The sequence below is a fragment of the Novilysobacter selenitireducens genome, assembly GCF_020026895.1.
Classification (GTDB): Bacteria; Pseudomonadota; Gammaproteobacteria; order Xanthomonadales; family Xanthomonadaceae; genus Lysobacter_C; species Lysobacter_C selenitireducens.
The window spans coordinates 225,496-248,394 of sequence record NZ_JAINZW010000003.1; the positions used below are offsets into that span (position 1 = coordinate 225,496).

At 65.6% G+C, this 22,899-nt stretch carries 23 protein-coding genes; 18 read left to right on the top strand and 5 right to left on the bottom strand.

What is annotated here, in order from left to right; genetic code table 11:
• Nucleotides 1–3 precede the first annotated feature (3 nt).
• The 5 genes from petA to K6753_RS08285 all read left to right on the top strand — a co-directional run bounded on the left by petA (nucleotide 4) and on the right by K6753_RS08285 (nucleotide 4,050).
• On the top strand, nucleotides 4–627 hold the full coding sequence (petA, locus tag K6753_RS08265; protein WP_223675978.1) for a ubiquinol-cytochrome c reductase iron-sulfur subunit: 624 nt from the start codon (nucleotides 4–6) through the stop codon (nucleotides 625–627).
• Nucleotides 628–630: 3 nt separating this feature from the next.
• Entirely contained in the window at nucleotides 631–1,890 is a 1,260-nt protein-coding gene (locus K6753_RS08270) for a cytochrome b (protein WP_223675979.1), read from the top strand.
• Entirely contained in the window at nucleotides 1,883–2,659 is a 777-nt protein-coding gene (locus tag K6753_RS08275; protein WP_223675980.1) for a cytochrome c1, read from the top strand. The genes K6753_RS08270 and K6753_RS08275 overlap by 8 nt, the downstream gene beginning before the upstream one ends.
• Before the next feature lie 147 nt (nucleotides 2,660–2,806).
• On the top strand, nucleotides 2,807–3,442 hold the full coding sequence (locus K6753_RS08280; RefSeq protein ID WP_223676146.1) for a glutathione S-transferase N-terminal domain-containing protein: 636 nt from the start codon (nucleotides 2,807–2,809) through the stop codon (nucleotides 3,440–3,442).
• 107 nt (nucleotides 3,443–3,549) lie between these two features.
• Nucleotides 3,550–4,050, top strand: a complete 501-nt coding sequence (locus K6753_RS08285; protein WP_223675981.1) for a ClpXP protease specificity-enhancing factor — start codon at nucleotides 3,550–3,552, stop codon at nucleotides 4,048–4,050.
• 115 nt (nucleotides 4,051–4,165) lie between these two features.
• Here K6753_RS08285 and K6753_RS08290 read toward each other — a convergent pair whose 3' ends face one another.
• A complete protein-coding gene (locus K6753_RS08290) occupies nucleotides 4,166–4,489 on the bottom strand; it encodes a DUF3301 domain-containing protein (RefSeq protein ID WP_223675982.1) in 324 nt (107 codons plus the stop codon).
• Nucleotides 4,490–4,564: 75 nt separating this feature from the next.
• On the opposite strand from K6753_RS08290, the gene K6753_RS08295 reads away from it, so the two are divergent.
• The gene (locus K6753_RS08295) at nucleotides 4,565–5,338 is read left to right on the top strand and encodes an FHA domain-containing protein (RefSeq protein WP_223675983.1); all 774 of its coding nucleotides are present in this window, start codon (nucleotides 4,565–4,567) and stop codon (nucleotides 5,336–5,338) included.
• 64 nt (nucleotides 5,339–5,402) lie between these two features.
• Here K6753_RS08295 and nadC read toward each other — a convergent pair whose 3' ends face one another.
• A complete protein-coding gene (nadC, locus tag K6753_RS08300; protein WP_223675984.1) occupies nucleotides 5,403–6,272 on the bottom strand; it encodes a carboxylating nicotinate-nucleotide diphosphorylase in 870 nt (289 codons plus the stop codon).
• Entirely contained in the window at nucleotides 6,269–6,538 is a 270-nt protein-coding gene (locus tag K6753_RS08305) for a Trm112 family protein (RefSeq protein ID WP_223675985.1), read from the bottom strand. Before K6753_RS08305 ends, nadC begins: the two co-directional genes overlap by 4 nt.
• 137 nt (nucleotides 6,539–6,675) lie before the next feature.
• Here K6753_RS08305 and purE point away from each other — a divergent pair, with 137 nt between their 5' ends.
• Nucleotides 6,676–7,179, top strand: coding sequence for a 5-(carboxyamino)imidazole ribonucleotide mutase (gene purE / locus K6753_RS08310; RefSeq protein ID WP_223675986.1), 504 nt, complete (start codon nucleotides 6,676–6,678; stop codon nucleotides 7,177–7,179).
• 23 nt (nucleotides 7,180–7,202) lie between these two features.
• Entirely contained in the window at nucleotides 7,203–8,348 is a 1,146-nt protein-coding gene (locus K6753_RS08315; RefSeq protein ID WP_223675987.1) for a 5-(carboxyamino)imidazole ribonucleotide synthase, read from the top strand.
• 86 nt (nucleotides 8,349–8,434) lie between these two features.
• Here the strand turns inward: K6753_RS08315 and K6753_RS08320 are convergent, their stop codons facing one another.
• Entirely contained in the window at nucleotides 8,435–9,013 is a 579-nt protein-coding gene (locus K6753_RS08320) for a superoxide dismutase (RefSeq protein WP_223675988.1), read from the bottom strand.
• Between the two features lie 183 nt (nucleotides 9,014–9,196).
• Between K6753_RS08320 and grxD the strand changes: the two genes are divergently transcribed.
• The 5 genes from grxD (at nucleotide 9,197) to ppnN (ending at nucleotide 15,788) form a co-directional block, all read left to right on the top strand.
• Nucleotides 9,197–9,517: a Grx4 family monothiol glutaredoxin gene (gene grxD / locus K6753_RS08325; protein ID WP_223675989.1), complete on the top strand. Its 321-nt coding sequence runs from the start codon at nucleotides 9,197–9,199 to the stop codon at nucleotides 9,515–9,517.
• Complete coding sequence (locus K6753_RS08330; RefSeq protein WP_223675990.1) at nucleotides 9,517–10,260, top strand: SDR family NAD(P)-dependent oxidoreductase; 744 nt, start codon at nucleotides 9,517–9,519, stop codon at nucleotides 10,258–10,260. The genes grxD and K6753_RS08330 overlap by 1 nt, the downstream gene beginning before the upstream one ends.
• A 5-nt stretch (nucleotides 10,261–10,265) precedes the next feature.
• On the top strand, nucleotides 10,266–10,856 hold the full coding sequence (locus K6753_RS08335) for a YhgN family NAAT transporter (RefSeq protein ID WP_319936662.1): 591 nt from the start codon (nucleotides 10,266–10,268) through the stop codon (nucleotides 10,854–10,856).
• Nucleotides 10,857–11,085: 229 nt separating this feature from the next.
• Nucleotides 11,086–14,286 (top strand): TonB-dependent receptor, encoded by a 3,201-nt coding sequence (locus tag K6753_RS08340; RefSeq protein WP_223675992.1) that lies wholly within the window; start codon nucleotides 11,086–11,088, stop codon nucleotides 14,284–14,286.
• Nucleotides 14,287–14,402: 116 nt separating this feature from the next.
• On the top strand, nucleotides 14,403–15,788 hold the full coding sequence (gene ppnN, locus K6753_RS08345; protein ID WP_223675993.1) for a nucleotide 5'-monophosphate nucleosidase PpnN: 1,386 nt from the start codon (nucleotides 14,403–14,405) through the stop codon (nucleotides 15,786–15,788).
• 42 nt (nucleotides 15,789–15,830) lie between these two features.
• Here ppnN and K6753_RS08350 read toward each other — a convergent pair whose 3' ends face one another.
• Nucleotides 15,831–16,868, bottom strand: coding sequence for a sensor histidine kinase (locus K6753_RS08350; protein ID WP_223675994.1), 1,038 nt, complete (start codon nucleotides 16,866–16,868; stop codon nucleotides 15,831–15,833).
• Nucleotides 16,869–17,023: 155 nt separating this feature from the next.
• Here K6753_RS08350 and K6753_RS08355 point away from each other — a divergent pair, with 155 nt between their 5' ends.
• The 5 genes from K6753_RS08355 to K6753_RS08375 are packed head-to-tail and all read left to right on the top strand — an operon-like array spanning nucleotide 17,024 to nucleotide 22,898.
• Nucleotides 17,024–17,620, top strand: coding sequence for a GspH/FimT family pseudopilin (locus tag K6753_RS08355; RefSeq protein WP_223675995.1), 597 nt, complete (start codon nucleotides 17,024–17,026; stop codon nucleotides 17,618–17,620).
• A gap of 14 nt (nucleotides 17,621–17,634) precedes the next feature.
• A complete protein-coding gene (gene pilV / locus K6753_RS08360; RefSeq protein ID WP_425492097.1) occupies nucleotides 17,635–18,117 on the top strand; it encodes a type IV pilus modification protein PilV in 483 nt (160 codons plus the stop codon).
• Nucleotide 18,118: 1 nt separating this feature from the next.
• Nucleotides 18,119–19,105 carry a PilW family protein gene (locus tag K6753_RS08365; RefSeq protein ID WP_223675997.1) on the top strand — a complete coding sequence of 329 codons (987 nt, stop codon included), beginning with the start codon at nucleotides 18,119–18,121 and terminating at the stop codon, nucleotides 19,103–19,105.
• A complete protein-coding gene (locus K6753_RS08370; RefSeq protein WP_223675998.1) occupies nucleotides 19,102–19,650 on the top strand; it encodes a pilus assembly PilX family protein in 549 nt (182 codons plus the stop codon). Before K6753_RS08365 ends, K6753_RS08370 begins: the two co-directional genes overlap by 4 nt.
• Nucleotides 19,651–19,661: 11 nt before the next feature.
• Entirely contained in the window at nucleotides 19,662–22,898 is a 3,237-nt protein-coding gene (locus tag K6753_RS08375) for a pilus assembly protein (protein WP_223675999.1), read from the top strand.
• Nucleotide 22,899 lies beyond the last annotated feature (1 nt).

A 22,899-nucleotide genomic window follows, 5' to 3' on the forward strand; every position in this document is an offset into this window, starting at 1 on the left:
CGGATGGCCAACCAAGGGATCACCGATCCTCATCCCGAGCCCATCAACCACGGGCGTCGTCGGTTCCTGACTGCGACGACCGCCGTGGTCGGTGCCGTGGGCGCCGGTTTCGTGGCGGTGCCTTTCATCAAGTCGTGGAATCCCAGCGAGCGGGCCAAGCTGGCCGGTGCGCCGATCACGGCCGACATCAGCGCGCTCGAGGAAGGCCAGCGCATCATCCTGGAATGGCGCGGCCAGCCGATCTGGATCGTGCGCCGTTCCCAGGCGGTGCTGCAGGCCCTGCCGACGCTGGATGACATGCTGCGGGACCCGAATTCCGAGAACCCCGAGCAGCAGCCCGAGTACGCCAACAACGAGCTGCGTTCGATCAAGCCGGAGGTGTCTGTGCTGGTCGGCCTGTGCACGCACTTGGGCTGCTCGCCTGAGATGGTCGCCCAGATCGCGCCGCAGCCGTTCGATGCCGAGTGGAAGGGTGGCTACTTCTGCCCCTGCCACAAGTCGAAGTTCGACATGGCCGGCCGCGTCTACCAGGGCGTGCCGGCGCCGACCAACCTGGTCGTGCCGCCGCACCACTATGTCGACGACACCACCATCGTCATCGGCGTCGATCCGCAAGGGGCCGCCTAAGCCATGTCCAACATCATTACCCGTAGCGCCAATGGCGTGATGAACTGGGTCAACGAGCGCGCACCGGCCTTGATGCCGATGTACCGCAAGCACATGACCGAGTATTACGCGCCGAAGAACTTCAACATCTGGTACATCTTCGGCGTGCTGTCGCTGGTGGTGCTGGTCAACCAGATCGTCACCGGCATCTTCCTGACGATGCACTACAAGCCGAGCGCGGCGGAAGCCTTCGCCTCGGTCGAGTACATCATGCGCGACGTGCAGTGGGGCTGGCTGATCCGCTACATGCACTCCACCGGCGCATCGCTGTTCTTCGTGGTGGTCTACATCCACATGTTCCGCGGCCTGATGTACGGCTCGTACAAGAAGCCGCGCGAGCTGGTGTGGATCCTCGGCATGCTGATCTACCTGGTGCTGATGGCCGAGGCGTTCCTGGGCTACGTGCTTCCGTGGGGCCAGATGTCGTTCTGGGGCGCCAAGGTGATCATCTCGCTGTTCGGCGCGATCCCGGTGATTGGTGGCGGCCTGGTCGAGTGGATCATGGGCGACTACCTGCCGGGCGACGCCACGCTCAACCGCTTCTTTGCGCTGCACGTGATCGCGCTGCCGCTGGTGCTGCTACTGCTGGTCGTGCTGCATTTGGGCGCGCTGCACGAAGTCGGGTCCAACAACCCCGATGGCGTGGAAATCAAGAAGGGACCGAAGGGCAACCGCTGGTCGCCGACCGCGCCGACCGACGGCATCCCGTTCCACCCGTACTACACGGTGAAGGACACGATGTACGTCGGCTTCTTCCTGATCATCGCGGCGTTCATCATCTTCTTCGCCCCGGCGTTCGGCGGCTGGTTCCTCGAGCACGACAACTTCACCGAGGCCAACCGCCTGGTGACACCGGCCCACATCAAGCCCGTCTGGTACTACACGCCCTACTACGCCATGTTGCGCGTGGTGCCCGACAAGCTCGCAGGTGTGCTGGTGATGTTCGGCGCGATCGCGATCCTGTTCCTGGTGCCCTGGCTGGACCGTGCGAAGGTCAAGTCGGTGCGTTACCGCGGCTGGATCACCAAGGCGATGCTCGCGATGCTGGTCGTGTGCTTCGTGTGGCTGGGCAAGATCGGCGCCGGCCCGGGCACCGACCCGGTGGAAACCATCATCGGCCGCGTCCTGACCTTCCTCTACTTCGCTTTCTTCATCACGATGCCGCTGTGGACCAAGATCGACAAGACCAAGCCGGTGCCGGAACGGGTGACGATGCATGACTAACAAGACGCCTACTTCCTTCCAGCGCCGCTGGGCCGGCCGGCTGGTCGCGGTGGCCGCCGGGCTGCTGGTTTCGGCCAGCGCATGGGCCGCCGCCGGTGGCGATGTCGAGCATGCCGGCACCGACCTGAGCGACCAGGCGTCGCTGCAGCGGGGCGCCCAGCTGTACATGAATTACTGCTCGGCGTGCCATTCGCTCAAGTACCTGCGGTACTCGCGCATCGCGGAAGATCTCGACCTGTCCGAAGAAGAGGTGATGAACAACCTCAACTTCACCGGCGCCAAGTTCGGCGAGCAGGTCCAGGTCAGCCTGACGGCCGATCACGCCGAGGACTGGTTCGGCAAGATGCCGCCGGACCTCAGCCTGATCTCGCGCGTGCGCGGGTCCGACTGGATATACACCTACCTCAAGTCGTTCTACCTGGACGAGAACCAGCCGCTGGGCTGGAACAACAAGCTGTTTCCGAACGTGTCGATGCCCAACCCGCTGTGGGAGCTGCAGGGCCTGCAGCACGCGGTTTACGGCGAGGCGGACGAAGCGGCCGGCGGCGAACGCCCGGTCGTGGGGCTGGAAGTAAAGACCGCGGGCCAGCTGGACGCGGAAAACTTCGACCAGGCCGCCCGTGACATCACTGCATTCCTCGAGTACGCCGGCGAACCGGCCGCGCTCAAGCGCCAGAGCATGGGCGTCTGGGTGATCCTGTTCCTGGTGCTGTTCACCTTCTTCGCCTGGTTGCTCAAGAGCGAGTACTGGCGCGACGTGAAGCACTGACGGCAGGCCCGGTGGGCGGCCGCTACCCGGAGGGGTGGCGGCATCCGCACCATCGGACCGCAGCGTGATCGAGGCCGCGACGACTGCTCACACGGGGTGGGCGGCGTCTTGCCGACCGGCGGATTCCGGTGGCTGGAGAGGTCGATGATGGCGGCGAGCCCACGTATGCGTAATGCCCTGACCCTGTTTTCCTCAACCGACTGCGTGCTGTGCCACCGGGTGCGCCTGGTGCTGGCGGCCAAGGGCGTTACCTACGACCTGATCCCGGTCGACCCGCAGAACCCGCCTGAAGACCTGATCGACCTCAACCCGTATCACTCGGTGCCGACCCTGGTCGAGCGCGACCTGGTGCTATACGCGGCCAGCGTCGTCAGCGAATACCTCGACGAGCGTTACCCGCACCCCCCGCTGATGCCGGTCGACCCGCTGTCGCGTGCGCGCCTGCGGCTGGGCATGCTGCGCCTCGAACACGACTGGGTGCCGCAGGTGCAGGCCATCCAGCTGGGCAACAAGGCCCAGGCCGATGCCGGGCGCAAGCGCCTGAAGGAACTGCTCACCGCATCGGTGCCGCTGTTCAAGGCGTTCAAGTTCTTCCTCAACACCGAGATGAGCCTGGCCGATTGCGCAATGGCACCGATCATCTGGCGCCTGCCGGCGCTGGGCGTCCCGCTGCCGAAGGACGGCAAGGCGATCGAGGACTACGGCAACCGGATCTTCCGGAACCCCGGTTTCACGCGCAGCCTGACGGATGAGGAGCGCAAGCTGCGCGACCTTCCCACCTGATCGGCCGGCTGGTTCGTTTCCCGAATGCGGCGCGCTCAGGCGCGCCGTATTTGCTTTGCGGCTTCACCCAGCGCCATGCATGTGCGCGGTGTTCTAAACTTCCCCGCATGAGTGACGACGCCGCGACCATGACCAGCCACCGCCCGTACCTGCTGCGGGCGCTGTACGAGTGGATTGCCGACAACGGCATGACTCCCCACGTGCTTGTCGATGCGACCCGACCGGGCGTGCAGGTACCGATGCATGCCGTCAAGGACGGGAAGATCGTCCTCAATATTGCCGAGCGCGCGGTGTCGCGGCTCGAGATGGACAACGAACTGATCCGTTTCAGCGCCCGCTTCGGCGGCGTCAGCCACGCCGTGTCGGTGCCGGTGGGTGCGGTGCTCGCGATCTACGCGCGCGAGACGGGGCAGGGCATGGCGCTGCCCGATGACGCGGTCGCAGAAGGCACGAGCTCCGGCGACGTGGACGGGCAGGACGCCGAGGCGCCGTCGGACCAGGACGCGCCCGTGCAACTCACCGCCGTTCCGGCCGCCACGGACGACGGCGACGACGACCCGAGCACGCCGACCCCGCGCCGAAGCGGCCACCTGCGCATCGTGAAATAACGGCGCGACGCGCTACGGCGCGGCCATGGCAACCGGTCGCGTCCCGGCGGCGCGGGCAGGGCCGCTTGATGCGATTGCGCGAGGCCAGCATTGCGGCCGGCGAGAGCAAGAACCGTCAGTTGAGTCGCGCCGGCGCCGGCGACAGTGGGCCGGAGAACGACACCAGCCGGTCCCCGTGCAGCACCATGCGGCCGACGTGGCGGTCGAGCCCGTCCAGCGAGTAGTCGAACCGGAAGCTGCGCTCCCAGCCGAGGCGGCCGGTGTCCTGCCGGCGCAGGCGCAGCCCGGTGGCGTGCACGGTCTGGTCAAGCCACTGGACGCCCGCAGCGCGACAGGCATCGCGACCCAGCGCCTCCGCGCGCTCGGCGGCGGCGCGCGCGGCGCTCCAATAGCTGAACGCCGCGGTGGCGAGGATCATCACAAGGACTAGAGTCGGCATCGGCTAAATGTGACGCCGCTTTGCTGACGCCGCAAGCAACCTCGGCCACACTCCACCTTTACAGGGGGCTTCCGAATGAAACTGGTATTCCCGGGTGGCGAGCACCCGCAGGTGTTGTTGGGCCTGGGCGTCAATCGCGTGGGGTCGGACCCCGGCGCTAACGTGGTCATCGACCGCCCCGGTGTGAACCCGCAGCACTGCCGGCTTCACGTGACGGGGCAGGGCGTGATGCTGGACGTGCCCGAGGGCACGCCGATCAGCGTCAACGGCCGCCAGGTCGACGGGTTGATCGCATTGCGGCCAGGGGATGCCGTGGACCTCGGTGGCGTGGTGGCGCGCTTGGCCGGGATCGGAGCGCCCGCCCCTGAGCCCAGCGGTGCCGCGGAGACGGCGCTGGTTTCCGCCAACGACGACCTTGGCGCGACGAGCGTTCGGCCGGCGATGCCCAAGTACGCATTGCGCGGCGTCGGCGGCAGTGCTTTCGGCCGCAGCATCGCGATCAACGGCACCATGACGATCGGGCGCGCGCCCGAATGCACGCTCACCTTCGAGGATTCGGGGCTGTCGCGCATGCATGCGCGCCTGATGCCGACCGATGACGGTCTGCTGCTGGAGGACATGGGCTCCAGCAATGGCAGCTTCATCAACGGACGCCGCGTCGCACGTGGACTGGTCGGGGCGGGAGACGAAATCGCCTTCGACACCCTGCGCTTCCGCCTCGTGGGCGGGGTGCGCCACGCGGGCCGCGAGAATGGTGAGCGCCGCTGGGTGGCGCATGTGCCACACGCGGTCTGGGCGCTGGTCGCCATTGCGGCGGTGGCGGGCCTGGTCTGGTGGGGTGTGTCCTGACCGCACGCCGGTAATGACGGCGGTAGCCCTGACGCCGCACGGCCGCGGCGCTTGATGCATCGGGTCAGCCCGGCGGACGTCCCAGCTTCAATGAAAGGTCGATCGCGCGTACGTGCTTGGTCAGTCCGCCGATCGAGATGAAGTCCACCCCGTCTTCCGCCACCGCGTGCAGGTCGTCCAGTTCCATGCCGCCCGACGCTTCCAGCGGAATGGCGCCTCCATAAGGCGCGGATCGCGCAATGCGAACCGCCTCCCGCCGCGTGTCCGGCGGGAAGTCGTCGATCAGGATGCGGTCGCAGCCGGTCCGCAGCGCTTGGCGTAGCTCGTCCAGGCTTTCCACTTCCACGATCAACGGCAGGCCCGGATGCAGGGTCCGCGCGGCGTGGATGGCGGCCGGCAGGCTGCCGGCGGCACGGATGTGGTTTTCCTTGAGCATCACCTGGTCGTAGAGGCCCATCCGGTGGTTGTGGCCGCCGCCGACACGCACCGCGTACTTCTGCGCAACCCGGAGCCCGGGAATGGTCTTGCGGGTGTCGAGGATGCGGGTGCCGGTGCCTGCCACGGCCTGCACGTGGCGCGCCGTCTCCGTTGCCGTCGCCATCAACGTCTGCAGGAAGTTGAGCGACGCTCGCTCTGCGCTCACCAGCGCTCGTGAGCGTCCCTGCAGGTTTGCCAGCACGGTGCCCGGCTCGACGCGATCGCCCTCGGCGACGTGCCAGTCGATGGCGACGTCCGGGTCTAGCGCGCGGTGGCAGGCGTCGAACCACGGCCGACCACACACCACGGCCGCTTCCTTGCACAGCAGGTAGGCGGTATCGCCGGTGTCCGGCAGGAGCGCGGCGGTGACGTCGCCGCTGCCGAGGTCTTCCTCGAGCGCGCGCGCGACGTCGCGGGCGACGTCAGACGGATCCGGCGGCGCGACCGGCCCCGTCATGCCTGCGGGAAGCCGTCGATACCGGCGGTGACGATCGCCTCCTCGGCCAGCAGCACCGGGATGCCGTCGTCCAACCGGTAGGCCAGCCGACGGTCCCGGGTGGTCAGTGCGTCGCGAAGCGGTTGTGCCTGCGCACTGCCGTCGGCCTTGCGCAATGTTCCGGCGGCTGCCGCGGCGTTGAGCGCGGTGAGGGCGCCGGAATCCAGGCGCTGCAGGGGCTGCCGCGTGGTCGGGCAGACGAGCAGGTCGAGCAACTTGCGATCCATGGAAGCCTCGTGGACGGGTCGGGCCCGGTCGCCGGTGTGGCGGCGGGCGGCATCGAAGCCGTGCGACAGCACCACGGGTGCGCGCTGCCGGATGCGGTGTGGGCCGGTAGAATACCGTTTTGCCGAAGGGTCAAACCATGACAGACACAGCGCCCGCGCCGCTCGTCGGCATCGTGATGGGGTCGCGTTCGGACTGGGAAACGATGCAGCACGCCGCCGACCGGCTGGCCGCGCTCGGCGTCCCGCACGAAGTCCGCGTGGTGTCGGCGCACCGCACGCCTGACGTCTTGTTCGACTACGCCGCAACGGCCAGCGATCGTGGCCTGCGCGCGATCATCGCCGGTGCCGGCGGCGCCGCCCACCTGCCGGGCATGCTCGCGGCCAAGACCGCGGTGCCGGTGCTGGGCGTGCCCGTGCAGTCCAGGGCGCTCAACGGCATGGACTCGCTGCTGTCGATCGTGCAGATGCCCGCCGGCATTCCGGTGGCGACGTTCGCCATCGGCAATGCAGGCGCCGCCAATGCCGCACTGTTTGCCGCCGCGATGCTCGCGCCGTCGACGCCCGGTGTCGCCGCTGCCTTGGCCGCGTTCCGCGAGAAGCAGACCCGGGACGTCGCCGACAACGACGATCCGCGTCGTTGAAGCGCATGGCACGGGAGTCTTCGATGACGACGGTCGGCATTCTGGGTGGCGGCCAGCTGGCGCGGATGATGGCGCTCTCGGCCGCGCCCCTGGGCCTGCGCTTCCTGGTGATGGACACGGTGGCCGACGCGTGCGCCGGGCAGTTCGCTCCCCTGATCGTGGGCGACTGGCGCGACGAGGCCGCGTTGTCTGAGTTCGCCTCGAAGGTGGACGTGGTCACGTTCGATTTCGAGAACGTGCCGGCCGAGTCCGCGCAGTGGCTGGCCGAGCGTGTGCCGGTGTTCCCGAGCCCGCGTGCGCTGGCCGTGGCGCAGGACCGGCTGGCGGAGAAGACGCTGTTCTGCGAACTCGGGATCCCCGTGCCGCCGTTTGCGGCGGTCGATTCCCGCGAGGGTCTGGAGCAGGCGGTGGCGACCATCGGTACGCCATGCATTCTCAAGACGCGGCGGCTGGGCTACGACGGCAAGGGCCAGTTCCGGTTGCGCAGCGACGCCGACATCGGCGCCGCCTGGGATGCGCTGGGTGCGCAGGCCCCGAAGGTCGGCCTGATCCTCGAGGGCTTCGTCGCGTTCGAGCGCGAGCTGTCGGTGGTGGCGGTGCGCGGTCGCGATGGTGAGTTCCGTCCTTGGTCGCTGACCGAAAACTGGCACGTCGATGGCGTGCTGTCGGCCAGCCTTGCACCGGCGCGGGTCGAACCCGAACTGCAGGCAGCCGCATTCCGGCATGCCAGGCAGCTGGCCAAAGCGCTCGACTACGTCGGCGTGTTCGCGCTGGAGCTGTTCTGCCGCAACGGAGAGCTGCTGGCCAACGAACTCGCGCCGCGCGTGCACAACTCCGGGCACTGGTCGATCGAGGGTGCGGAGACCAGCCAGTTCCAGAACCACCTGCGTGCCGTGCTGGGCCTGCCTTTGGGCGACACCCGAAACCTCGGCCATGCCTGCATGCTCAACTGGATCGGCGAAATGCCCGACGCCGGCGCGGTGTTGGGCGAGGCCGGCGGTCACTGGCACGACTACGGCAAGTCGCCGCGGGCCGGGCGGAAAGTAGGCCACGCGACCCTGCGTTCTGACTCGCAGGCAGAACTGGCTGATGCACTGGTCCGGGTGGGCGCGGCACTGGGCCGCGAGGCGCAGGTCGCCCCGGTCGTCGAGCGTTTGCGCGGTCGGTGAGGCCCGCGCAGCGGACGAACTCCGTCCACCTGAAACGCGAACGGCCGGGATAGCCCCGGCCGTTCGTGGTCATGCGGTCCGTCGCCTTACTTCATGTTGGCGGCGACGAAGTCCCAGTTGACCAGGTTCCAGAACGCCTCCAGGTACTTCGGACGGGCGTTGCGGTAGTCGATGTAGTACGCGTGTTCCCACACGTCGCACGTCAGCAGCGCGGTGTCCTCGCCGGTCAGCGGCGTGTTGGCGTTGGACGTGCTGACCAGTGCCAGCGCGCCGTCCGGACGCTGCACCAGCCAGCCCCAGCCCGAGCCGAAGGTGCCGATCGACAACTTGGTGAAGTCGTCCTTGAACGACGCGAAATCACCGAAGCCCTTGTTGATCGCCTCGGCGACCTTGCCGGTCGGCTCACCGCCGCCGTTGGGCGACAGACAGTTCCAGTAGAACGTGTGGTTCCAGACCTGCGCGGCGTTGTTGAACATGCCGCCCTGCGACTTGCGGACGATCTCCTCCAGCGGCACGTCGGCGAACTCGGTGCCCTCGATCATCTTGTTGAGGTTGTCGACGTACGTCTTGTGGTGCTTGCCGTAGTGGTACTCCAGCGTTTCAGCCGAGATATGGGGCTCAAGCGCGTTGCGCTCGTAGGGCAGGGGGGGCAGTTCGATGGCCATGTGGCGGGCTCCTTGGGGATCGGACGCTTGCGCGGACGGAAGCTGGCGGGTGGGCGCGCCGCAGGTCGCCGGGCGGATCCGGCAACGCGGACGGTGCGAAGGATTACAATGGCGCATTCTAATCCGTCGCCTCGTTGCCGCGCCGTCAATGCGGTGCAACGGGCCATTGCAGGAGTGTTCCAGATGTCCGTGCTCGAACGGATCCAGGCCGAAGTCGACAGCCATCCGGTGGTGCTTTTCATGAAGGGCACGGCGCAGTTCCCGATGTGCGGTTTTTCCAGCCGCGCAGTGCAGGCGCTGCGCGAGGCCGGCGCCACGCAGTTGCACACCGTCAACGTGCTGGAGGAGCCCGAGATCCGCGCCAACCTGCCGCGGTTCTCCAACTGGCCGACGTTTCCCCAGCTTTTCATCAACGGCGAGTTGATCGGCGGCTGCGATATCACGCTCGAGCTGGCCGACTCGGGCGAGCTCGCACGCATGGTCAGCGAGATCCAGAACAGCTGATGGCTGCGACGCATGCTCCGGCCGAGGCGCGGCCGCTCGAAGGTCGCGTCGTGCTGGTCGCGGGCGCACACGGTGGGCTGGGTGCTGCCGCGTCGGTCGCATGCGCGCAGGCCGGTGCCACCACGGTGCTGCTGGGTCGCAAGGTCCCCAAATTGAACCGCCTCTACGACGCGGTGGCCGCGGCGGGGCCGGAGCCGGCGCTTTATCCGTTGGACATGGAAGGTGCCTCGCCGGACGACTACGCGCAATTGGCCGCGACCCTGGAGTCCGAGTTCGGCCGCCTGGACGGCCTGCTGCATTGCGCTGCCGAGTTCCCCGGACTGACGCCCCTGGCGCAGACCGACCCCGCCGCGTTTGCCCGCGCCATCCACGTCAACCTCACCGCCCGCTGGTGGCTGACCCAGGCGTGCCTGCCGCTGCTGTCCCGGTCTTCGGATCCCTCGGTGGTCTTCGTGGTCGACGACACCGACCGCGTCGGCTCGGCCTATTGGGGGGGCTACGGCGTCGCCCAGCATGGGGTGGAAGCGCTGGTCGGCATGCTGCACGCCGAACTCCACAACGGACCGGTCCGCGTCTCGGCCCTGAGGCCCGGGCCGATGCGCACGACGTTGCGCTCGCGCGCCTACGTCGACGAAAACGATGCGCGCGCGCGCGATGCGGCCGAGTTCGCGCCGGCCTGCGTCACGCTGCTGTCCATCGACGGCGCCGCCCATCGCGGCCAGATCTGGAGCCCGGCCCTGTGACCGACATCATTTCCGCCGCGCTGCTGCTTTTCATCATCCTGGACCCGTTGGGGAACGTCCCGGTATTCCTCAGCCTGTTGCGCAACCTGCCGCCAGAGCGGCAGCGGATCGTGCTCGCGCGCGAGCTGCTCATCGCGCTGGGAGTGCTGATGCTGTTCCTGTGGGGCGGCAAGTACGCGCTGGAGGTGATGCACCTGCGCCAGGAGTCGGTATCGATCGCCGGCGGCATCGTGCTGTTCCTGATCGGCATCCGGATGATCTTCCCGCCCCCCGAGGGGCTGATGGGCGAGCTCCCGGACGGCGAGCCTTTCATCGTCCCGATGGCCATCCCGCTGGTGGCCGGCCCGTCGGGCATGGCGGCGGTGATGCTGATGGGCAGCGAGGACCCGACGCGGCTGGTCGACTGGAGCATCGCGCTGCTGATCGCCTGGTTCGTCACGGCGACGATCCTGTTCGCTGCGCCGTTGCTGTACCGGCTGCTGGGGCGCCGGGTGCTGACCGCGGTCGAGCGGTTGATGGGCATGCTGCTGGTGGCAATCTCCGTGCAGATGTTCCTGGACGGGCTGGGGACCTACCTGCAGATCGCGGCCCCCTGACGGACGCTGCGGCCGGATGGCCGGGCTCGCGACCTAACATGACGGTTGTCATCGGGCTGTAACTCGGCCCTCCTAGCATGTTAAACTGCCGTTAACCCCGGCGGGGATGGAGCCGCGCCAGGGTGGGGGCAATCACCACCACCTACCTGAAGCTTTCTTTCCCGGTCGAGCAGGGAGCGCCACGCGCGCGTCCCGGTTCGGCCGTCATCACGTCACCGAGGCCACTGTAATGACCCATCCGAACCGCGTCCGGCTGTCCCGGCTCACGCTTGGCTTGCTCGCCGCCCTTGCCACCGCGCCTGCGTTCGCGCAGAGCACCTCCGCCGGTGTCGGCGGTCGCGTCGTCGGCGCCGACGGCCAGCCCGTGGCCGGTGCCGAAGTCACCATCGTCCACGTCGAGTCCGGCACGGTCAGCCGCGCGGTCACCGGCGATGACGGCCGCTACAACGCGCGCGGCCTGCGCGTGGGCGGTCCGTACACCATCACCGTCAACAAGGCCGGTGCCGGTACCGAGACCCAGGAAGGCGTCTACCTGAACCTCAACCAGGTCAACACCGTTAACGCCGACCTGGCGGGCGACGTGACGACGCTGGAGTCGGTGCAGGCGATCGCCGCGATGGGTTCGGAAGTGTTCAGTGCCAACAAGATGGGCACGGGCACCAACGTGACGCGCGAGGCCATCGAGGCCCTGCCGTCGGCCAACCGCAACATCCAGGACTACATCCGTCTCGACCCGCGCATCTCGCAGGTCAGCAAGTCCGACGGCGCTATCTCGGCCGGCGGCCAGAACACCCGCTACAACGCGATTCGCATCGACGGCGTCAGCGCCGCCGATCCGTTCGGCCTGGAGTCCAACAACCTGCCGACCGAGCGCCAGCCGGTCTCGATGGATGCCATCGAGGAAATCAATATCGACCTGGCCAACTACGACACGACCATTTCCGGTGGTACCGGCGCGGTGATTAACGCCGTGACCAAGTCGGGCACCAACGAGTTCGACGGGACCGTGTACGCCGCCTATCGCGACGGCGACTGGGTCCGCAAGGATCTGCGCGGCGTTGAATTCGCTGGCTTCGACAGCGAAGAGACCTACGGCATGACGTTCGGTGGCCCGCTGCTGCGCGACCGCCTCTTCTTCTTCGCCAACTACGAGAAGTTCACCCGTAACGCCCCGGGCACGAGCCTGGCCAACACGCCGTACGGATCCGGTGCCGTTACCGATACCGACATCGAGGACATCCAGGCAATCGCGTCGGGTTATGGCTTCGACGCCGGCGAACTGGCCCTGCCGGAAAACAGCAAGACCGAAATCGAGGAGTACGCGCTCAAGCTCGACTGGAACATCACCGATGCCCAGCGTGCGGCCCTGCGCTACAGCAAGACCGAGCAGAGCGTTTTGCGCTTCCCGGACATCGGCACGGGCTCCGTTTCGCTGAGCAGCTTCTGGTACGCGCTGCCGAAGACCTACGAAAGCATCACCGGCGAACTGTTCAGTGACTGGACGGACAGCTTCTCCACCGAGTTCAAGCTGAACTACAAGGACTATTCCGCGGTCCGTTCGGCCTTCTCCAATCTCCCCGACATCGAGATCCGCGGGTTCGGCGAGGACAACGACTCGGTCTTCATCGGTACCGAGCAGAACACGCACGTCAACATCATCGAGTCGAAGGAGCTGACGGCGTTCGGCGCCGGCACCTGGTACGTGGGCGACCATACCGTCAAGGCCGGCTTGGACTACAGCGAAAACGACATCCTCAATTTCTACGGCCGCAACCTCAACGGCGTGTACGTGTTCGATTCGCTGGATGATTTCCGCAACGGCAACGCGTCCAGCTATCAGCTGCGCGCTCCCCGTCCGGGCGGCAGCTACGCCGACATCCCGGCCGAGTACACCCTCAAGAACACCGGCTTCTTCCTGCAGGACAGCTGGGCGGTCAACTACAACCTGACCCTGATGGCCGGCGTGCGCTACGACCTGCCGAGCTTCAGCGACCAGCGCCTGTACAACCCGCGCATCGAGGAGCTTTACGGCTACGACAACACCAACACGGTGGATGACGGCCTGTGGCAGCCACGCGTCGGTTTCAACTACACCTTCGACAGCGAGCGTCCCACCCAGCTGCGCGGCGGCATCGGCCTGTTCGGTGGTGCGGCTCCCAATGTCTGGCTCGCCGGCGCCTACCAGAACACCGGCCTGAACTACGTCGAGTACGACCTGCGTGGCGACGACACCCCGGCGTTCGACCCGAGCGTGCCGCAGCCGATTCCCACCACGGGTGGTGCGGGTCGCAACAATGTCGACATTGTCGAGCCGGGCCTGCGCCTGCCGTCCGTGTGGAAGGCCAACCTGGCCCTCGACCACGAACTGCCGTGGTACGGCATCGTCGCGTCGGCCGAGCTGCTGCTCACCAGCGTCAACGACGGCCTGTACATGGACCGCCTGGACGTGATGAACCCGACCACGTATGGCCCCGACGGCCGTGCGATCTACTGGAACGCGGCAGGCCTGGATCCGGCCAACTCGGGGCGCTTCGGCATGAGCAATGGCACCAACGGTGCTGGCGTCAAGGCCAACCGCCCGTCGGACATTGGCGACGTCATCCTGATCCGCAACACCAACAAGGGTGCAAGCCGTCAGCTGACAGTGGGTCTGGACAAGCCGCTCGTCGAAAACTTCGGCTGGTCGCTGTTCTACACCCACACCAGTGCCGAGGAGGTCAGCCCGCTGACCAGCTCGCAGAACACCTCCAACTGGGGCAGCACGCTGTCGTTCAACGCGAACGATCCGGTCGCCTACAACTCGCGTTATGCGATCCGCGACCGCGTGACGGGTACGGCAACCTGGCAGCGCGACTTCTTCGGTGACAACACCACCCGCGTGTCGTTCTTCTACGAAGGTCGCTCCGGCCGTCCGTTCAGCTACATCTACTACAACGACATCAACGGCGACGGTGCGAACACCAACGACCTGTTCTACGTGCCCGCCGCCCCCGGTGACGTATTGTGGACTGGTGGTGCGGCGATGGAGCAGGCGTTCTTCGAGTGGCTGGACGAGAATCCCGAGCTGCAGGCCTACCGCGGCCAGGTCGCGCCTGCCAACGGCTTCCGTGCCGGCTGGGTGAACAACTTCGACGTGCGCATCAGCCAGGAGATCCCGGGCTTCGTGTCCGACCACAAGGCGGAGCTGGCGCTGGACATCATGAATGTCGGCAACCTGCTGAACGAGGACTGGGGCCTGATCGACGACTACGGCTTCTTCTCGACCCGCCGCGTTGCCAACTACGCCGGTATCGATCCTGAAACCGGCAAGTACGTCTACAACTTCTCCGGCTCGACGGACAATCCGCAGATCCAGGAGAACAACAACGACAAGGGCAACACCGGCGTATCCCGCTGGTCGGTAATGGCCAGCTTCAAGTACAAGTTCTGATCCACCTTTGCCCTTTGGGCAAGCAAACGGCCGGGGGAAACCCCGGCCGTTTTCTTTTGTGCACGGCGCTGGGTAGAGTCACCGCCACGAAAACGACAGAACAACGAGAACAACGCATGTCTGCAGCCGCCGCTCCGTCCCGCCTCCCCACCGTCGACGCCCGGATCTATCCGCGCGGCGGCCTGGATGTGCTTTCCCGCGATGAAGTCGCCCGCCTTCGCGATGTCTCGACGGGCATGCACGATCTGCTGCGCCGCTGCGCGCTCGCAGTGTTGACCAGCGGCAGCACCTCCGACGACCCACGCGCCGCGCAGGAGCTCTATCCGGACTTCGATATCCAGGTCGAGCAGCAGGACCGGGGGCTCCGCATCGACCTGCGCAATGCGCCGGGCATGGCGTTCGTGGATGGCGAGATCATCCGCGGCGTCGCCGAGCTCCTGTTCGCCGTGGTGCGCGACCTGGCCTACACCGCGATCGAGCTGGACGGGCGCGCCGGTGGCCGCGACCTGTCGACCAGCGCGGGCATCACCGACGCGGTGTTCGACCTGCTGCGCAACGCGCGCGTACTGCAGCCGGCGGACCCCAACCTGGTGGTCTGCTGGGGTGGCCACTCGATCAACCGCGACGAGTACATGTACACGAAGGAAGTCGGATACCAGCTTGGCCTGCGCGCGCTGGACATCTGCACCGGCTGCGGGCCGGGTGCGATGAAGGGGCCGATGAAGGGCGCGACGATCGCCCATGCCAAGCAGCGTGTGCGCCGTGGCCGGTACGTCGGCGTGACCGAGCCGGGCATCATCGCCGCGGAGTCGCCCAACCCGATCGTCAACCACCTGGTGATCATGCCGGACATCGAGAAGCGCCTCGAGGCCTTCGTCCGCATCGGCCACGGCATCATCGTGTTCCCGGGTGGCGTCGGCACGGCAGAGGAAATCCTCTACCTGCTGGGCATCCTGTTGCGCGAGGAAAATGCCGGCGTGCCGTTCCCGCTGATCCTGACCGGCCCGAGCGCATCGGCTCCGTACTTCGAGCAGATCGACAAGTTCCTCCGCCTGACGCTGGGCGAGGCCGCCACGTCGCGTTACGAGATCATCATCGGCGACCCGCCGACCGTAGCGCGCAGGATGGCGGCGGGCATCCGCAAGGTGCGCGAGCACCGCCTGGTGCAGCGCGACTCGTTCTTCTTCAACTGGTCGATCGATATCCCGCTGGCGTTCCAGCAGCCGTTCGTACCCAGCCACGAGGCGATGGCCGCGCTGGACCTGCACCACGGCCGCAAGCCGCACGAACTGGCCGCCGACCTGCGTCGCGCGTTCTCGGGCATCGTTGCAGGCAACGTCAAGGAAGACGGCATGCGGCGCATCGAAGCGCACGGCCCCTTCGAGATCCACGGCGACCCGGACATGATGCAATCGCTGGATGCCCTGTTGCGGGCGTTCGTGGAGCAGCGTCGGATGAAGATCGCGGGCGAGTACAAGCCTTGCTATCGCGTGGTGGCTTGAGCCGCACGCCGGAAGGGACGAGGCAGTTTTCTGGTTGCCTTCTCAGGGTGTCGGCTTGCGCGGGATCCTGATGGTAGTGATGTAACGGTCGTTCTCCACGCCAGCAGTCAGTCGTCCGCGGCCGCTGGTGAATGCCTCGATGCGTGCGCGTGAGGACCGCAGGCCCACGCTGTGCCCCCCATGCCCCGCTGCTCCGGCGGGGTTCGGCAACGGGTTGGTGATGGTCACCACGATCTCGTCCCCTTCGTCGACCACGTCCATCTCCACGGTCCCGCCACCCGCCACGCGTTCGATGCCGTGGCGTATTGCGTTCTCGACGAGGGGCTGGATGGACAGCGCGGGCACCGTCGCTTCGGGCACGGGGTCGGGTACGCGCCACTCGATCTTGAGGCGGTCGCCGAATCGCAAACTTTCGATCTCGAGATAGCGATGCGCCAGGGCGAGCTCATCAGAAAGGCGGATGTCCCGGGGTCCGGCCAGCGCGGCGCGGAACAGGTCCGCCAGGTCGACCAGCAGCCGTTCCGCTTCCTCCGGACGCTGGTGCACCAACGCAACGCCGGTATTGAGGGTGTTGAACAGGAAGTGCGGCCGAATCCTCGCCTGCAGCGCTTCCAGCTCCGCCTGCTTGGCACGCACCGCCAATTGCCGCGCGCGCCAGTGGTTCTGGAAGGCACCCAGGCCCAGCAGGCCTACCACCAATACGATCCCGGTGAGCCGCAGGAACAGGCTTTCCCAACTCTCCTGTGTCAGGGGCCACACCCCCCGCATCAGCCACCACGTAATCGCACTGACCATCCATGTGTTGAGCACGAGCAGTGCCAATGCCACGTAGGCGACGCGTACGGGCCGCGTGCCCGCCAAGGCGTTGCGAAGCAGGTACAGCGTTGCCAGCGTCAACAGGGCGATCCATTGGATCACCATGGCGGCCAGTCCGAAATACACCACGCGGTCCGCTGCGGCGCCGGGGGCAAGTGCCAGTACCGTTGCCAGGCCCAAGCCGGCCAGGACCACCCAGATCAGCGTTGGCGCCTGCCATAGGCTGTCCAAGGGGTGCGACTGGGACGTGGATGGACCAGCCATTTCGAAGTCCGCTGTTCGGCGCGCCATGATGCCCGCATTCTGGGCAGGGCGTGCTCCGTGCCGCCCGCGACCACATACCGGCCGTCCATCGGGCGCCGCTGGATCGACAGGAGGGCGGCCCGTAGGTTAGGCGGGCCGAACCGTGGGAGGGGGCGATGCAACGCGTGGCACCAGCGAGATATCCGGAGAACCGGGGGCACGAAGTCTGCCCGGCGTCGGGCTTCACCCTGATCGAACTGATCGTGGCCATCGCGGTCCTGGCGGTCATGATCGCCTTGGCCGTGCCCAGCTTCACTTCGCTGATCAATGGCAATCGGCTTACGGCAAATTCCAACGAGCTGGTCGCGTCCCTGCAGTTGGCCAAGATGGAGTCGCTGCGCCGCAACCTGCGCGTGGCGGTGTGTGAAAGCGCCGATGGAGCCACCTGCACGGACGGCGATGAATGGTCGCAATGGATCACCATCGCAGATGCGGACCGTAATGGGGCCTACGAACAGGTGCTGCGCGTCAGCGTCGCCGAAGAGGCGGTCGAGGTGCGGGCCGCGGATGCGATCAGCGATAACGGCAATCGCATCGAGTTTCGCGCCGATGGGATGGCGCGGGATGAAGATGGCGCGTTGCTGGACGCCCTGGTGAGTGTATGCCTGCCCACCACGCAGCCCGCAGAGAACGAGCGCCTGGTAGAGGTTGCATTCGGGAGCCGCATCAACAGCCGTCGCAGTGATGCCGGCGGGGCGTGCGCAGCGCCATGAACGGACAGTCGAAAATGGGTAAATACAGGAACTCCCGGTTCAACGCCCCGGTGGCACGCGGCGCTGTCCGCGGCGCGGGCCTCATCGAAGTTCTGGTCGCCGTGCTGATCATGGCTATCGGCCTGCTCGGCATCGCCGCAATGCAGGCCACGGCCTTGCGCAACAGCCAGAGTGCGCTGGAACGGAGCCAGGCGGTCGTGCAGACCTACAGCATCGTGGATGCCATGAGGGCCAATCGTGAGGCTGCGCTCGCCGGCAACTACAACATGGGCATGACCTGCGAGCCTCCGGGTGCGGGCGGCAGCCTGGTCGCGAACGATCAATCGAACTGGATCAACGACCTGCAGTCCTCCATGGGCAGTACGGCGTGCGGCCAGGTCGGGTGTGACGCGGCGGGGGCCTGCACGATCACCGTCGAGTGGGACGACAGCCGAGCTGGCCCCCAGGGCGGCGCGGGCGACGAAGAACAAACCGTAGTGACACAGACACGGATCTGACATGGCAAGCAATTCGACATTTCGCACTATCAGGCTTCAACGCGGCCTGAGCCTCGTGGAACTGATGGTGGCGCTGGTGCTGGGCCTGCTGGTCGTGGGCGCGGCGATCGGGGTGTTTCTCTCCAACCGGCAGACATACACCGCTACCGAGAGCCTGGGCCGGGTGCAGGAGAACGCCCGCGTGGCCTTCGAGCTGATGGCGCGCGACCTGCGCGAAGCCGGGGGTAACCCGTGCTCGAACCGCATTCCCATGGCCAACGTGCTCGAGAACCCGGCCAACAACTGGTTTACCAACTTCACGGATGGCATTCGCGGGGCCGAAGGCGCCTTCACCCTGGATGAGCCGGCCAACCGCGTGGCGGGCACCGATGCGGTGGAGGTGATGTCGGGCGAAGGGCGCGGAGTCACGGTGGCGAGCCACAACCCCACGTCCGCCGTATTCCACATCAACACCGCGACGCACGATATGGAAGCCGACGATGTGCTGCTGGTCTGTGACAACCGGCAGGCGGCCATCGTCCAGATGACCGGGCCGAATGCCACCAACGAAACGGTGGTGCATAACGAGGGCACCGGGACCATCGGAAACTGCACCAAGAAGCTCGACGTGCCGGTGGATTGCGATGACAACTCGCCGGGCGGCTACGAGTACGGCGACAACTCGCAGATCGTCAAGTTGCGCGCCGTGCGCTGGTTCATCGGCGACAACCCGAGTGGGGGCCGTTCCCTCTATCGCAGCGTCCTCCGCCGCGGTGCCATGGGCGCCCCGGAGGAAGTCACCGACGGCGTTGAGAATATGCAGATCACCTACCTGCTGCCGGGTGCGGCGGCATATGTCGATGCCAACGGGGTAGGCACCCGCTGGGGAGAGGTGCTTGCAGCACGTATCGAGCTTCAATTGCAGGGCGAGGACCGGGTGGGCCTGAATGGTGAAGTGATCGGCCGCCAACTGGTCCACGTCGCAACATTGCGGAACCGCAACGCATGAATACCAACAACCTGACGCGAGTACCCCGCGGACAATCCGGCGCCGCCTTGATGGTGGTGCTCATCCTGCTGCTGGTCATGACGCTGCTGGGGCTTGCAAGCCTGCGCGGCACCCTGATGGAAGAGCGGATGAGCGCGAACCTGCTTGACCGCAGCCTGGCCTTCCAGGCTGCCGAAGCCGCGCTGCGCGAGGCCGAAGCGGCGATCCTCGCCAATGGGCGTGCGGGTTTCCCCGCGATCGGGTCTGGCGCGTGCAACGGCAACCTGTGCGACCAGCCCACCGAAGCCGAAATCGGAGACGGTTTCGTGCCGCGGTCGGAGCGTGATGGGGCTTACTGGGGTGATGCAGCGGCTGACGTAGGTGATGTCGCCATCCAGCCCCAGTTTTTTATCGAGTACATGGGCGAGGCGCCAAGCTGGCCTCGCTGCGACAGTGAGATCCCGCAGCATCCAAGTTGCCTCAAGCCTCGTTACCGCGTCACCGCCCGCAGCACCGCGGCCGACCGTGCGCAGGTAGTGCTGCAATCCAACCTCGCCGGCTCGTGATGGAGGCCAACATGAAGTCCACCGCTCACAAGCCCGAGACACGCCGAGTTCTTCCCAAGACTCTTAACGGCGCGACGGCTGCATTTCTCGCGACCTTGCTCGCGCTGCCGTCGCACGCTGCACTCGACGTTGGGAACGTGCCACCACAGTCGGCCAATGGCGTGACACCGAACATCCTGTTCATCTTGGATGACTCAGGTTCGATGACGTGGCAACGCATGCCCGAGAACAGCAACGGCTTGCCTCTGGATTTCAGAAACCGCTCGTATATTCATAATACGATTTACTACGACCCTCGCATCAACTATCAGGCCTGGATGAAGGCTGATGGGACCCGTATGGCTGGCGGTACGAGTTATTCGTCCGCATTTTCCGATTTCAGCTTGGCAAGCAACCCCATCGACCTGTCAGACGATGACGATTGCGAATGGTCGGTTCAGAACGGATCGTGGTACTCGGTGTGCGGCGGTGTCCAGTACTTCTACGTGCCCAGAGACTTGAGTATTACTGATCCCGGCGTACTGGATTCCGCCAGCGATTTTTATCGTTACCGGATAACCACTGGCGGCAAGGTGCAACGCTGCAATTCGAGTGGCAACAGCTGCACAGACGCTACGCCTACGGGGCGCTCGCAGGCGGACGAAAAACGAAACTACGCAATATGGTTCTCATATCACCGCACTCGTATGAAGGTGGCCAAGGCAGGTGCGGCAGAGGCCTTCGGTACTTTGGATGGCTCCAAATTTCGCGTTGGCTACAACAGCATCTGGAATCGGAACTCGTTCGAGATCCCCGTCAATGACGGCAATAATGGATTGTTTGAAGGTGCAAGTCGCGCAACGTGGTATGCGCGCTTGTTCAATGCCGAGGGCAGCAGTACTACCCCCCTACTTCCTGCTCTGACTCGTGCCGGCGAGTACTTCAGTGAGCAAGGTGATGACGGCCCCAATGGCGGCCTGATGAACAGTGATGGTAGCCAGTTTGCTTGCCGGCAGAACTTTTCGATCCTGACCACTGATGGCTTTTGGAACAACACGAGCGGTGCGGCCAACGTCGGCAATGCCGACAACTCCGGTGGCCCGACTCATATTGGGATCAGGGATCCCAACTATACGTATCAGGCCGTGGCGCCGTATGCGGACAACCACAGCAGGACGCTGGCCGATATCGCGATGCACTACTGGAAGAATGACCTGCGGGATGATCTGGATAACATCGTTCCGGTGTCATCCGCCAATCCGGCGTTCTGGCAGCACATGGTCACTTTCGGGATCTCCATCGGCCTGAGTGGAACTCTGGATCCTGCGACCGATCTGGAAGGATTGAAGTCTGGTGCCATCAGTTGGCCGAACCCGCTCGACAACGAGGATGAACACCGGATCGACGATCTCTGGCACGCTGCCGTGAACAGCCGCGGCAAGTTCGTCGCAGCCACCAAGCCTGGTGACTTTGCCAACGGCCTCAAGGGGGCGCTGTCAGCGATCACGGCGGTCACCTCGTCGGTCTCCAACGTGGCGGCGAACAGCACCACCTTGAGCACGGACACCAAGCTCTTCCAGGCCAAGTACGTGCCCGGGCAATGGACAGGCGAACTGCAGGCCTTCCCGGTCGATAGCAGTGGCATCGACGAAGACCCACCGTTGTGGGCGGCATCCGACAATATTCCGGACTTTGCCTCGAGGAAGGTGTTGACGCACAGCGGCATCTCGGGTGCGACGTTCCCGACGTCTGCCCAGAGTGCCGCGCTGGAGTACGGCGCAAATACAGGTGCGCAGGTGGCTGACTACATCAAGGGTTCCCAGTCGCGAGAAGAACGGTTCGACGATGGCGTCTTCAGGAACCGGAACAGCCTGCTGGGCGACATCATCCACAGCTCTCCGGTCTACGTCGCGGACAGCGATACCATCTTCGTGGGTGCCAACGACGGCATGCTGCATGCGTTTGATGCGGATGACGGCACTGAACTGTTCGGCTATGTGCCCAGGTCGCTCGACATGACCCGGCTTCGCACCCTCAGTCAACCGGACTATCCGCATTACTATTTCGTGGACGGTCCGCTTGTGGTGTCCGACAAGCGCATCACTCCGGGCAAGAACATCCTCATAGGCACGCTCGGACGCGGTGGACGAGGCGTGTTTGCGTTGGACGTCACCAACCCCGACACGTTCGGTACGTCTGACGTCGAGTGGGACGTGGGCAATATCGCCGACCTGGGGCACGTGACGGGCGAGCCGATCCTTGCCAAATTGAACAACGGCCGTACCGGCGTGATCATCGGCAACGGCTTCAACAGCGACAGCGATGAAGCCGTGCTTTTGGTCCTGGATATCGCCAATGGTTCGGTTATCGCCCGCATACCTACTGATGAGAGCACCAACAACGGCCTCTCCGCGCCCCGTGGCTGGGATCAGGATGGCAATGGCACGGTGGACTACGTCTATGCAGGTGACCTGCAGGGCAACCTGTGGAAGTTCGACCTGAGCTCCGGCAACAGCAACGGATGGGAGGTCGCTCTGGGACAGGGCAACAACCCAGAACCTTTGTTCGTTGCGATCAATGACGACAACGAGCGGCAGCCGATCACGGGTGGTGTTTCGATCGGCATCGATCCGGCAACCTACAAGCGCTGGGTGTTCTTCGGCACGGGCAAAATGATCGAGCCGGAGGATCCGCTGGATACATCAGTTCAGAGCATGTACGGCGTCATTGATGACGGCGATACGGTAGGTGACCGCGATCAGTCTCTGGTCGAGCGCACCACCAGCGCAGTGGGCAACATCGGTGGGCGCACCGTGCGCGCGTTCGAGTCATCAAGCCTGGAAATGCCGCCGAACAAGGATGGCTGGTTCATCGACTTCGTGCCGCCGGCCCCTGGTACAGCAGAGGGCGAGCGCATCGTGGGTGATCCCGCGGTTGTCGCACAGGTGCTGCTGTTCTCGAGCATCATTCCTTCACGCGATGCCTGTCTTCCGGGTGGCAGCGGTTTCCTCAACGCGATCAATGCGTTCACCGGCGCGAGCGTTCCGGAAAACTTCTTCGACGTCGATGGCGATGGCGTGTACACGGATGACGAGGTCGGCGGCAATGCCGTCGGGTCCGTGGATACCGGCGTGGGCATGCCCACCGACGGCCTGCTGATCGAGAAAATCATCGGCGTTGGCGGTTCCGGCGGTAACACCGGTTCCGTGGGCGTCAACAACCCTGCTGCGTCGGGCCGCGTGTCCTGGCGTGAGCTCGTTACGGACTGAC

Bases quoted from the DNA above. Each gene is read 5' to 3' on its own strand.
- K6753_RS08370 (WP_223675998.1), top strand. From the start codon at position 19,102: ATGAATACCAACAACCTGACGCGAGTACCCCGCGGACAATCCGGCGCC.
- K6753_RS08305 (WP_223675985.1), bottom strand. From the start codon at position 6,538: ATGGATCGCAAGTTGCTCGACCTGCTCGTCTGCCCGACCACGCGGCAG.
- K6753_RS08275 (WP_223675980.1), top strand. From the start codon at position 1,883: ATGACTAACAAGACGCCTACTTCCTTCCAGCGCCGCTGGGCCGGCCGG.
- K6753_RS08365 (WP_223675997.1), top strand. From the start codon at position 18,119: ATGGCAAGCAATTCGACATTTCGCACTATCAGGCTTCAACGCGGCCTG.
- grxD (WP_223675989.1), top strand. From the start codon at position 9,197: ATGTCCGTGCTCGAACGGATCCAGGCCGAAGTCGACAGCCATCCGGTG.
- K6753_RS08280 (WP_223676146.1), top strand. From the start codon at position 2,807: ATGGCGGCGAGCCCACGTATGCGTAATGCCCTGACCCTGTTTTCCTCA.
- K6753_RS08340 (WP_223675992.1), top strand. From the start codon at position 11,086: ATGACCCATCCGAACCGCGTCCGGCTGTCCCGGCTCACGCTTGGCTTG.
- pilV (WP_425492097.1), top strand. From the start codon at position 17,635: ATGGGTAAATACAGGAACTCCCGGTTCAACGCCCCGGTGGCACGCGGC.
- K6753_RS08355 (WP_223675995.1), top strand. From the start codon at position 17,024: ATGCAACGCGTGGCACCAGCGAGATATCCGGAGAACCGGGGGCACGAA.
- K6753_RS08330 (WP_223675990.1), top strand. From the start codon at position 9,517: ATGGCTGCGACGCATGCTCCGGCCGAGGCGCGGCCGCTCGAAGGTCGC.
- K6753_RS08285 (WP_223675981.1), top strand. From the start codon at position 3,550: ATGAGTGACGACGCCGCGACCATGACCAGCCACCGCCCGTACCTGCTG.
- K6753_RS08315 (WP_223675987.1), top strand. From the start codon at position 7,203: ATGACGACGGTCGGCATTCTGGGTGGCGGCCAGCTGGCGCGGATGATG.
- ppnN (WP_223675993.1), top strand. From the start codon at position 14,403: ATGTCTGCAGCCGCCGCTCCGTCCCGCCTCCCCACCGTCGACGCCCGG.
- purE (WP_223675986.1), top strand. From the start codon at position 6,676: ATGACAGACACAGCGCCCGCGCCGCTCGTCGGCATCGTGATGGGGTCG.
- K6753_RS08320 (WP_223675988.1), bottom strand. From the start codon at position 9,013: ATGGCCATCGAACTGCCCCCCCTGCCCTACGAGCGCAACGCGCTTGAG.
- petA (WP_223675978.1), top strand. From the start codon at position 4: ATGGCCAACCAAGGGATCACCGATCCTCATCCCGAGCCCATCAACCAC.
- nadC (WP_223675984.1), bottom strand. From the start codon at position 6,272: ATGACGGGGCCGGTCGCGCCGCCGGATCCGTCTGACGTCGCCCGCGAC.
- K6753_RS08290 (WP_223675982.1), bottom strand. From the start codon at position 4,489: ATGCCGACTCTAGTCCTTGTGATGATCCTCGCCACCGCGGCGTTCAGC.
- K6753_RS08350 (WP_223675994.1), bottom strand. From the start codon at position 16,868: ATGGCTGGTCCATCCACGTCCCAGTCGCACCCCTTGGACAGCCTATGG.
- K6753_RS08270 (WP_223675979.1), top strand. From the start codon at position 631: ATGTCCAACATCATTACCCGTAGCGCCAATGGCGTGATGAACTGGGTC.
- K6753_RS08375 (WP_223675999.1), top strand. From the start codon at position 19,662: ATGAAGTCCACCGCTCACAAGCCCGAGACACGCCGAGTTCTTCCCAAG.
- K6753_RS08295 (WP_223675983.1), top strand. From the start codon at position 4,565: ATGAAACTGGTATTCCCGGGTGGCGAGCACCCGCAGGTGTTGTTGGGC.